The sequence below is a fragment of the Nitrincola alkalisediminis genome, assembly GCF_009821115.1.
In the GTDB taxonomy this organism is placed as follows: domain Bacteria; phylum Pseudomonadota; class Gammaproteobacteria; order Pseudomonadales; family Balneatricaceae; genus Nitrincola; species Nitrincola alkalisediminis.
This window is the reverse complement of sequence record NZ_VYTY01000008.1, coordinates 210,949-221,924: the sequence shown is the minus strand read 5'-3', so window position 1 is coordinate 221,924 and position 10,976 is coordinate 210,949. Positions and strand designations below refer to the sequence as shown.

The 10,976-nt window shown below is 45.5% G+C and carries 7 protein-coding genes; 2 read left to right on the top strand and 5 right to left on the bottom strand.

All coding sequences use genetic code 11. The features are described 5' to 3' along the window. On the top strand, window positions 1-2,921 hold a 2,921-nt coding region (locus F5971_RS13655), incomplete at its 5' end, for a choice-of-anchor K domain-containing protein (RefSeq protein ID WP_193495420.1). A 112-nt stretch (window positions 2,922-3,033) separates the two neighbouring features. Here the strand turns inward: F5971_RS13655 and F5971_RS13650 are convergent. The 4 genes from F5971_RS13650 to F5971_RS13635 all read right to left on the bottom strand — a co-directional run bounded on the left by F5971_RS13650 (window position 3,034) and on the right by F5971_RS13635 (window position 7,556). Beyond that, window positions 3,034-4,755 (bottom strand): proline--tRNA ligase, encoded by a 1,722-nt coding sequence (locus tag F5971_RS13650; protein WP_193495418.1) that lies wholly within the window; start codon window positions 4,753-4,755, stop codon window positions 3,034-3,036. 85 nt (window positions 4,756-4,840) lie between these two features. Continuing rightward, window positions 4,841-5,317, bottom strand: coding sequence for a 2-thiouracil desulfurase family protein (locus F5971_RS13645; RefSeq protein WP_036510347.1), 477 nt, complete (start codon window positions 5,315-5,317; stop codon window positions 4,841-4,843). Between the two features lie 99 nt (window positions 5,318-5,416). Further along, on the bottom strand, window positions 5,417-6,043 hold the full coding sequence (locus tag F5971_RS13640) for a response regulator transcription factor (protein ID WP_036510350.1): 627 nt from the start codon (window positions 6,041-6,043) through the stop codon (window positions 5,417-5,419). After that, window positions 6,027-7,556: a sensor histidine kinase gene (locus tag F5971_RS13635; RefSeq protein WP_036510353.1), complete on the bottom strand. Its 1,530-nt coding sequence runs from the start codon at window positions 7,554-7,556 to the stop codon at window positions 6,027-6,029. Before F5971_RS13635 ends, F5971_RS13640 begins: the two co-directional genes overlap by 17 nt. A gap of 122 nt (window positions 7,557-7,678) precedes the next feature. Here F5971_RS13635 and F5971_RS13630 point away from each other — a divergent pair, with 122 nt between their 5' ends. Beyond that, window positions 7,679-9,322: an acyl-CoA synthetase gene (locus F5971_RS13630; RefSeq protein WP_193495417.1), complete on the top strand. Its 1,644-nt coding sequence runs from the start codon at window positions 7,679-7,681 to the stop codon at window positions 9,320-9,322. Between the two features lie 51 nt (window positions 9,323-9,373). Here the strand turns inward: F5971_RS13630 and gdhA are convergent, their stop codons facing one another. After that, window positions 9,374-10,726: an NADP-specific glutamate dehydrogenase gene (gene gdhA / locus F5971_RS13625; RefSeq protein WP_036510357.1), complete on the bottom strand. Its 1,353-nt coding sequence runs from the start codon at window positions 10,724-10,726 to the stop codon at window positions 9,374-9,376. Window positions 10,727-10,976: the final 250 nt, after the last annotated feature.

Below are 10,976 nucleotides of genomic sequence, written 5' to 3'. Positions count from 1 at the left end.
AAGCGAGCAATGCATCGCCGATTAGCATCACCACACCAGAAGGTAACTTGGTTGAGATCGTTGGCTTTACACAAGTCAACGATAACGCTTACCAAGTTGATTACACGTTTGAGTTGTTAAACCCAGCGTCACATCCTGAACAAGGAACAGATGAGTTGGCCAAAGAGCCAATCAGCTTGTCAGTCACGGATCAACGTGGAAATGTGGAAGGTTCTGAGGTAGAAGTCTCTATTGTTGACGATATTCCTGCAGCGGAAGATGTAAAAGAAAACATCGGTGTAGCCCTGACTGAAGCTGGAATTTCTGGTTTCAAAGCAGGCTTCTTGCTCGAAGAAACTACCGCTGTTAATGGAAGAGTATCAGGTGAGGTCCTTGATGCAGATGCATACGCGGATCGCTTAACTTGGGGTACGCCTGCAAATGGTTCCCAAGGTTCGAACTATGTATTCGAGGATAATGAAGACTTCCGTACAGGTGACACGATTTTCACTGACCAATTGATTGAGTTGGGAACCTTTACCCACAACAACTTCCCAATTCTGTCGTCGGGCTCGATCCTGACAAGCACCGTATTGGAAGTTAAATTTACGTTGGTGATTGATGGTGTTGAACAAGAGATTTCGGGTCAAGTGTTCCTTGAGCACGATGAAACACCGAATACAAACTCGGATCCGCAAGCACCTGAAAATGATGACATCATCAAGATCACGAATATTGATTTTGTTCAAACTTATGAAATCAATGATCGCATCTACGAGTTCCGAATTAAGGGCTTCTTAGATCAAGACGGTAATATTGTTGATGAAATTAGAACAACCGAACAGGCGTCTAACTCATTTAAACTCTTTGCCGAATTGGCTTCAACGTCTGATCTCCCTGTGTTTGAGGGGCAGGTTGACTACTTCTGGGGTGCCGATGGCGCCGCTGATGAAGATCCCGTGATTTGGAAGGATATTGATGCTGCATCCGGTGTGATTGAAACGGATCTTGGTATTTTGACTATCAATCCAGATGGCAGCTACAGCTATGAAGTCAAGACGGAGGCTCGCAATAAGCTGCAGTTAGGTGAAGTCTTAGTTGATCGATTCACATACGTGCTGAAGGATGCAGATGGTGATTTGGTTGAGTCCTCATTGGAGATTCATCTAAATGGTGTTTCTAACTTCATCACAATGCAGGTTACAGCGCCAACGGTACAAGAGAAATTCTTGCCGGAAGGATCAGCGGCTGGTGAAGGGTCAACTTCAGCCAGTGGCCAAGTAGTGATCACATCTGCAAATGCAATTACGTCAATCTTGATTGATGGAGCTTTGTTGAATCAAGAGCAGCTAAATAACCTTGCAGATACACCTTTTGTGTTGACCACAGCGGCTGGAAACACGGTGACACTGACAGGCTTTGAAGAGGGGGCATCAGGTATCTACAAGTTAAACTACGAGTTTGATTTGACATCACCTGAAGCACATTCTGCACAAGGTGCAGACGAACTCTCTAAAGGGTTGTTCGACATTACCGTAACCAGTGCGAGTGGTGCTGAAGCGACGACTCAGCTTAAAGCCAATATCATTGATGATGTTCCAGTTGCAGCTGAAACTGAAGTATCACTTGACGTGAATCTCGTGGAGGCAAAAATAGGCTCCTTTGAAGCTGGTTTTGAGTCTTTCGGCGCAGCGACAGGTACAAATGTCGATCAAGATACTTTCGTTGATAAGCTTGAATGGGGTACACCAACGTCTGGTTCGCAACGCTCTGGTTATACCTTTGTCGATAATGAGGAGTTGCGTGTTGAGACTGATATTGCACTTGATCAGTTGATTACATTGGGTGTCTTCACACACAACAACTTCCCAATCTCGTCGGGTTCAAGCAACTTTACGGGTACGGATTTGATTGTTCGCTTTAATCTTGTTATCGAGGGAGAGCTGCAGGCAGTCGAAGCGAGAATCGTTTTGGATCATAATGAGACGTCAAATACGAACTCGACGCCAACACATCCGGATAATGATGATATTGTCACCATTACGAATGTGGATGCTACACAGACGTTTATCGTTAATGGTCGTGAATACCAGTTCCAAGTGAAAGGGTTTATTGATCAAAATGGAAATGTGGTTGAGCAAATTCGTACGACTGAGACTCGTTCTAACTCGTTTGAACTTGTTGGACAGCTCGTCTCAACCTATGCGCTGCCGTCGATTGAGGGTCAAGTTGACTACAACTTCGGTGCCGATGGTGCTGCCGTTGCAGATGCTGTGAAATGGTCTGGTATCAATGCCGCATCTGGCACAATTGATGGAGTGTACGGTAGCCTGACTATCCAAGAGGATGGTTCGTATACCTACATTGCTAAACCTGATGTGCTATCGACACTGAAGCCAAATGAGTTAGTTCAAGACTCCTTCACTTACGTCTTAACAGATGCGGATGGAGATCAGGTTCAGTCTGTACTTACCATTAACCTGAATGGTAAAACAGCGCAAGCCGGTGAAGTGTTCAGAGGGGATGAAGGCGACAACACGATTGTGGGTGGCAGCGGCAATGACCTGATTATCGGTGGTCAAGGCAATGACATTCTCTTTGGTGGGGAAGGCGATGATGTCTTCAAGTGGGAACTCAATGATCAAGGAAGTGTGGGTGCCCCAGCAGTTGATGTTGTTAAAGACTTCTCAACAGGCAACAATGTGTTGGATTTGAAAGATCTATTGTCTGGAGAGTCTGAGTCAACCATCAATGACTTTATCTTGGCAGAGCAGGACGGTGATTCTACGGTTCTATTCATCAAGACAGATGGAGGCTTATTAGGTAATCCAGAGAATGCCGATCAGAAGATTGTCTTGGAGGGAGTGCAAATGAACGGTGAAAGTTCGGCTGAATTCCTGAATGACTTGATTAGTAAAGGTATGCTAAATATCGATAACTAAGCTAGAGCAATCCGGCTACTCGATGGATCGAGTAGCCGATGTCTGATCATGAAGTTGGCATAAAAAAAGAGGCTCTAAATAAGCCTCTTTTTTTTGCTAAAGCGATATTAACTTATGCGTTGCGAATATTGTTAACAAGCAACTCAAAAATCTTGCTGAGATTGATATCCTGAGATTCCGCATCCTGTCGCGCTTTATACTCAACCATACCATTTGTTAAGCCGCGGTCAGAAATAACCACACGATAGGGAATACCTATTAACTCCATATCCGCAAACTTAACACCGGGTCTTTCTTTGCGATCATCTAACAGTACATCAATGCCTGCCGTCGTCAATTGCGCATAAAGTGCATCCGCTTGCTGACGAACATCTTCAGATTTGTCGTAGTTTAATGGCACGAGGGCAACGGAGAAGGGGGCCAGTGCAACAGGCCAAATGATGCCTTTGTCGTCGTGGTTTTGCTCGATGGCTGAAGCAACGACACGTGTGACGCCGATACCATAACAGCCCATCTCCATGATAACGGATTTGCCGTTTTCATCTAGGACGGTCGCATTCATGGCTGCAGAATAACTATTACCGAGCTGGAAAACATGACCTACTTCGATACCACGTTTGATTTCAAGCTGTCCTGTGCCACAAGGGCTTGGGTCACCGGGTACAACATTGCGTAGATCTGCGACTTCAGGTGTAGGCAAGTCTCTGTCCCAATTGATACCAAAGTAATGTTTATCTTCAATATTTGCACCAGCACCAAAATCAGACATACGCTCTACCGTGCGGTCAATGATGCACGGAATAGGGAGGTTGATGGGGCCTAAAGAGCCTGGGCCTGCACCGAGTAGTGCACGAATCTCATCTTCTGTTGCAAAGCATAAAGGTGCAGCAACGAGCGGATGTTTTTCCGCTTTTATTTCATTGAGTTCATGATCACCGCGAACCAATAGCGCTACAAACTCAGCATCGGTTTGATCGCTGGCTTTGACGATCAGTGTTTTCACCGTTTTCTCAATGGGGAGATTAAACTGCTCGACCAGTTGCGCAATGGTTTTTGCCTTAGGTGTATCGACTAAATGCATGTCTTGCGTGGCTTCTGCGCGAGGGTAGCTTGGAGCCAGAGCTTCGGCTTTTTCAATGTTGGCGGCATAGATTCCTGTATCGGAAAAAGCAATATCGTCTTCGCCCGATTCGGCAAGAACATGGAATTCATGAGATGAGTTTCCGCCAATAGATCCGTTGTCGGCTAAGACAGGTCTGAAATCCAGCCCCATACGCGTAAAAATACGCGTGTAAGTATCGTACATGAGCTGATAGGTGTCTTGAAGCGACTCTCTGTTTGAGTGAAACGAGTACGCATCTTTCATGATGAATTCGCGTGAGCGCATTACACCGAAACGGGGCCTGATTTCATCACGGAATTTTGTTTGAATTTGATAGAAGTTGGCAGGAAGTTGCTTATAACTTTTAATTTCACGGCGGATCATGTCCGTGATCACTTCCTCATGCGTTGGCCCTACGCAAAAATCACGGTTGTGGCGATCATTGACGCGCAACAGTTCTGGGCCATATTTTTCCCAACGTCCTGACTCCTGCCAGAGTTCGGCTGGTTGAATTGCCGGCATTAGCACTTCATGAGCACCCGATGCATCCATTTCCTCACGAACAATACGCTCTGCTTTGCGTAATGTACGAAGACCCATAGGGAGCCAAGTGTAAAGTCCAGAGGCAAGTTTACGTATCATGCCAGCTCTAAGCATGAGTTGATGGCTGATCACCTCTGCATCTGCAGGTGTTTCTTTTAGCGTTGAGATTAAGTATTGACTGGCACGCATAAGGCTGATGTTCCGTAGTTGACGAAAATAGCCACCATTTTAGGTGGCTATGCCAAGTGTAACAAGTATTGAGAGGGGATATTTGCTAAGCGGCGAAGCTTGCCTCTTCGACAAATTTAATTAACTCATCAATTTGGTGTTCATTAAAGACAGGGATGCCATTGCGAATGAGTTCATTCGCTGCAACGCCGGGTGACCTTATCAGAGTGTTAGAAAAGTTTCCGTCGTAAATTTCGTTATTGCCACAAGAAGGACTTTTTGATTTCATGAGTGCGCAGCATACGTGGTGCTTCTTGGCAATATCCAGCGTTGCTTCAGCCCCTGCTAAAAACTCAGGTGTTACATCGTCACCTTTATCCGTTGTAATCAGAATTGGAAATCTGGATTGGGTTTCTGCAGGAGGTCTTGGCGTTGGGAGACCTCCAAGCGTTTCGGGGCAGGCCATAACAAGCCTGCCTTCAGTTTGCCAAAGCCGTAACGTTGGATGTTGAAGAGGGCAGGTTTGGCCATCATAGCGAACTTTAGCGCCCAAAAGGCAGGCGCTTACAAGAATTTTTAACATATCGTAAACACTTTGGATGATTTATCGTTATTTTAGAGCGTGTATTTTACGATTTTTTGACACCTTTGACTAATCGGTTGCTTGCTAAGTTGATCAAAGTCAAGAAAGTAGAGATCCGTATTGTTTCAGCAAAGTGCTCATGTTCACCAGTTCTGGGAGATTCTCTGCATGCATTTTGCTCATAACTCTGGCCCTATGCACTTCAACTGTTTTGGGGCTGATTTTGAGAATCTCAGCAATTTCACGATTGGCATTGCCCGCCGTAACTAAGGACATGACCTCTTTTTCACGTCCACTTAGTTGATCATAGTGCTGAAAAATCTTTTGTTCTTCTTTGTATGAAGCAAAACGTTGCTGTGCTTCCGTGAGCCCTTTTTCGACAAGGCTTAATAGTAATTTGTCATCAAAAGGCTTTTCAATAAAGTCTAAAGCACCTGCTTTAATTGCGTTTACTGCCATGGGGATATCGCCATGGCCGCTAATTAAAATAATGGGCAGTGGAATGTGCTTTTCAGCGAGTATCTGTTGTAAGGCTAAGCCATTGGTTCCCGGCATGCGAACATCAAGCAATAAGCAACCCATGCTGAGGTCGTATTCATGTAGAAAACGATCAGCTGAATCATAGTGTTTAACGATATATCCGGCTGACTCAAGCAGCCAGCACATGGAGTCACGGAAATCTTGATCATCGTCGACTAAAAAAACCGTTTTATTGTTTTGGCTCATGTCGGGCCCTCGTAGGAAGTTTAAATAAGAAGTGACTGCCGGCAACGCCGTTAGGTTCTAACCAGAGTTGGCCTCCATGGCTTTCGATTAAGCTGCGAGCAATCGAAAGTCCCATGCCAAGCCCACTTGTTTTGCTCGTGGTAAACGGATCGAATAAAGTGCTTTGAAGGCCTGGATCAATCCCTCCCGCATTGTCAGAAACTTTGACTATTATGAAGTTTTTTTCAGTGAATGTGCAGAGTATGACATAACGCAATGCAATGTTCTTATGAGAGTAAGCTTCAATGGCATTTCGTACTAAATTCATAATGACCTGCTCAATTTGTACGCGGTCACCTTCAACCTTAGGTGCGCTTGCATCCAACTCAAAAATAAACTCAATTTTTTGATCAGTTGCCTCTTGTTTCAAAAACTCTGCCACCTCGTGACAGCAGTCGTTGATCGAAAAAAGGGTCCGCTGATAGTCTGTTCTTTGCACGAAACGACGAATACGTTTAATAATTTCAGCGGCGCGATGGGCTTGGCGCGAAATAAGCTTAAGCGCATGTTTAGCATGCTCAAGCTGAGTGATTTGTTGTTCCTCAATTTGTCTGAGCGTCCCGTTACTGTAATTTAAAATAGTAGCGAGCGGTTGATTGACCTCATGTGCAAGCTCAGTGGCCATCTCACCGACGGATAGTAGTCGTGACAAATGAGCCATTTCTGTTTGCTGTCGTTTTGCTTGCTCTTCCGCTTTCCTTTCAAGGGTGACGTCACGCCCAATCAGGGTATAGTACTCAACTTGAGTGCGATTGTTTCTGTCACGATGAGCAATGATCTCCCGTAACTCAGCCATGCATTGGCTGTCTTTTGGTAAGTCCAGTATTAGGGTGCCGTTCCAGTTGCCTGTGTTTGCAGCGCTTTCCAGTGCCGTTATCACCTGTGACTTGAAATAGTTAGGCTCAAAAAATAGCGATAAAGCAGGAAGGTGGCCTGTGTCCGCGTTGATTGATAAGGTGCGTTGTGCCGATTCATTTACATACGTGAGTTCAAGGCCTTGCTGGCTGCAAAATAGGATGATATCTGATGAAGCCTCAACGACGCGTGCAAGGCGTCTTGTGGCCTGTAAGGCCAACTCTCGCTCTGTTACATCTCTGGAAACGCAGATGACCTCGACGGGTTGATTGTCGTCGTCTTTGATGGTTCGACTGGTTGTCTCAAACCATACGTAATGCCCATCCTTATGGCGATAGCGATATACATTGGTGTATAGGCCGTCGCGGTATCTGACACTGTCCGCACGGTTTTTCAGGTTGTCAGCATCCTCGGGATGAAATAAAGCGTAGCCTGATGTGCCTATGATTTCATCTGCAGTGAATCCTAATAAGGGCTCAATTGCTGGATTAACATCAATAAAAACCCAATCCGGGGTTGCACTGTGGCGAGAAATTAAATCAGTCGACTGCTCTGCGAGTAATCGATAGCGGTCTGCTTCTTTGAGGAGTTCGTTATAGGTGTCTTGATTGGGGGTCATGCGAGCGTATCCTTATTGTTTTAAGCGCATGTCTCTATTTATAAGACTAACAGACGTCTTGTCAAATAAGGGAAAGTACGTATGATGAGAAAAGGATGTCAGGGATACTACCGGAGAATAAAATGTCCAATTCAAATCATAATCCTTATGTGTTAGGGCTTGAGCAAAACCAAGCCAACTATACACCATTAAGCCCTTTGAGTTTTATTGCAAGAGCTGCAGACGTGTATCCAAATCGGCTTGCTGTTGTGCATCATACCATACGCCGAACTTGGTCTGAGACGTATCAACGTTGTTGTCAGCTTGCCAGTGCATTACAGAAGAGAGGAATCGGTAAGGGAGATACCGTAGCGGTAATGGCACCTAACCTGCCAGAACTCTTTGAGGCGCATTTCGGTGTGCCAATGGTAGGGGCCGTACTGAATGCGTTAAATGTTCGTTTGGATGCAGAGGCCATTGCATTTATATTGCAGCATGGTGAAGCAAAGGTCGTGATTACCGACCGTGAATTCTCAGAAGTCATACAGCGTGCTGTACGAATGATTGCTCATAAGCCAATCGTCATTGATATTGATGATCTTTCATATGAAGGTGGAGAGCTGATCGGTGAAATGGACTATGAGGCCTTTATTGCTGACGGTGATACGTCATTTAACTGGGCGCTTCCTGAAAGCGAATGGGATGCCATTACGTTAAATTACACATCGGGTACGACAGGTGATCCTAAGGGAGTTGTATACCATCACCGTGGTGCGTATTTGAATGCAATCAGTAATGTGGTTTCGTGGGATATGGGAAGTCATCCGGTTTATTTGTGGACCTTGCCCATGTTTCATTGTAACGGTTGGTGTTTTCCATGGGCACTAGCTGCGACGGCTGGCATTAGCGTGTGTTTGCGTCATGTGAGAGCTGATGCGATATACGGCGCAATTAAGTCTGAGAAGGTCAACCATTTCTGTGGTGCGCCAATTGTGCTGAATATGTTAAACAATGCGCCAGACGAGATGAAAGAGGGAATTGCGCATCAAGTGAAAGTGATGACCGCAGGTGCCGCACCGCCAGCTTCGGTTATTGAAGGAATGGAAGCGATGGGCTTTAAGGTGACCCATGTTTACGGTCTGACAGAAACCTATGGACCCAGTGTTGTTTGTGCATGGCATGACGAGTGGGATGAAAAATCTGCAACGGATAAGGCTCGCTTGAAATCAAGGCAGGGCGTGAGAGCGCCAATGCTTGAGGCATTGATGGTGGCGAATCCTGAGACGCTTGAGCCTGTTGCTAAGGATGGTAAAACCCTCGGCGAAATTTTCATGAAAGGCAATTTGGTTATGAAGGGTTATCTTAAAAATCCTTCAACGACAGATAAGTCATTTGAAGGGGGGTGGTTTCACTCGGGTGACTTGGCTGTCTGGCATGAGGATGGCTATATCGAGATTAAGGATCGCTCAAAAGATATTATTATTTCAGGCGGTGAAAATATTTCCTCGATTGAAGTGGAGGATGTGTTATATCGTCATCCAGCGATTATGGAAGCGGCCGTTGTTGCGATGAACGATGAAAAGTGGGGAGAGGTGCCCTGTGCCTTTGTTGCACTCAAGCCATCGGCTTCAGTCGTGCCTACGGAAGAGGATGTGATTCAGTTTTGCCGTGAAAATATGGCAAGGTTTAAAGCGCCCAAAAAGGTTATTTTTTGTGACTTGCCAAAAACATCTACTGGAAAAATCCAGAAGTTTGTTCTTAGAGATCAGGCAAACCAGAAGGCTTAACTTGTTTGAGAGGTGTTCCACGAGCCCATTCAAGGGCTCGTGGAGTGGCGGTTACATCAGGCCTTGCTCAATCATGGCGTCAGCGACTTTTCTGAAGCCTGCGATGTTAGCACCGAGCACTAGATTGTGTGGGTGATCGAATTCACGCGCGGCTGAAACACTTCGTTCATAAATGCCGGCCATAATCCCTTTCAAACGCTGATCAACGTCTTCAAATGTCCATTGCGTCATGCTTGCATTTTGAGCCATTTCGAGCTGGCTGGTTGCAACGCCACCTGCATTGGCGGCCTTGCCTGGGCCATAGCAAATGCGCGCTTGGATAAAGCGATCAACGGCCTCAGCGGTTGATGGCATGTTTGCGCCTTCACTAATACAGGTGACGCCATTCTCTAATAAACACAGCGCATCGGCTTCTGTGAGTTCATTTTGTGTTGCGCTTGGGAAGGCAGCGTGAGCCTTGTAGCGCCAAACGGCATGCCCATCTTTAGGATAATGTGAGGATGGCGTGTATTCAGCGTCAGGGTGGAATTCAAGATAGTGCTCTAGGGAGACGCGGCGTTGTTCTTTGAGCTCTTTTAATGCAGCAAGGTCAATTCCATTTTTATCATAGATTGTGCCTTGCGAATCTGAGCATGTAACAGGAAGAGCGCCCAATTCATAAAGTTTTTCAATGGTGTAAATGGCAACATTGCCCGCGCCTGACACTAGGCAGACTTTGTCCTTTAAGTGATCACCTTTATCAGACAGCATGTTTTGCGCGAAATACACAGCCCCATAGCCTGTGGCTTCTTTGCGTGCCAATGAGCCACCCCATTTTAAACCTTTGCCAGTCAGAACACCTTCGTAGCTGCCTGTCAGACGTTTGTATTGTCCGTACAGGTAACCTATCTCACGCGCACCCACACCTATGTCGCCTGCAGGGACATCGACCGTTGCGCCAATATGGCGATAGAGTTCCGTCATGAAGGCTTGGCAGAATCGCATGATTTCATTGTCCGAGCGGCCTTTAGGGTTGAAGTCGGATCCACCTTTACCACCCCCAATAGGGAGGCCTGTCAGTGCATTTTTGAAAATTTGTTCGAAACCTAAAAACTTGATGATGCCAGCGTTAACACTTGGGTGAAAACGAAGACCGCCTTTATAAGGACCAAGAGCTGAATTAAATTGAATGCGGTAGCCTTTATTAACTTGAACGCGTCCGGCATCATCATGCCATACGACTCTAAACATGATTTGGCGCTCAGGCTCAACAATGCGCTCGATGATGCCTTCTTCTCGATAGTGCTTATCTTTATCGAGAAGTGGGCGAATTGAGTCTAAGACTTCTTCAGCGGCTTGATAGAACTCTGTTTGAGCTGGGCTGCTTCTTTGTAGGCGCTGGAGAGTGTCGTGTACGTAAGGCATGGTAAGAAAATCCTAAAGAGTTGATGCACTAAATTAGTACTAATGATATCGTTTGTGCACTAATTTGGTAAATGTCTATTGGTATGATTTTGATGAAAAGGTGCGCATAAACAGGATTTTTCTATATTTATTATTTGTTTGTGGTGTTTTTTATCGTTTTTGACTTGTTCCAATAGAGTGCGCTATTGGTTATTTTTTGTTTTATTTTAGTGCGAAATATCTGTTTTTGCTCCTTGTGGTGTTGTTGCTA

Excerpts from the sequence above, each read along its gene's own strand:
- F5971_RS13645 (WP_036510347.1), bottom strand. The coding sequence starts at position 5,317 with ATGTTAAAAATTCTTGTAAGCGCCTGCCTTTTGGGCGCTAAAGTTCGC.
- gdhA (WP_036510357.1), bottom strand. The coding sequence starts at position 10,726 with ATGCCTTACGTACACGACACTCTCCAGCGCCTACAAAGAAGCAGCCCA.
- F5971_RS13630 (WP_193495417.1), top strand. The coding sequence starts at position 7,679 with ATGTCCAATTCAAATCATAATCCTTATGTGTTAGGGCTTGAGCAAAAC.
- F5971_RS13640 (WP_036510350.1), bottom strand. The coding sequence starts at position 6,043 with ATGAGCCAAAACAATAAAACGGTTTTTTTAGTCGACGATGATCAAGAT.
- F5971_RS13650 (WP_193495418.1), bottom strand. The coding sequence starts at position 4,755 with ATGCGTGCCAGTCAATACTTAATCTCAACGCTAAAAGAAACACCTGCA.
- F5971_RS13635 (WP_036510353.1), bottom strand. The coding sequence starts at position 7,556 with ATGACCCCCAATCAAGACACCTATAACGAACTCCTCAAAGAAGCAGAC.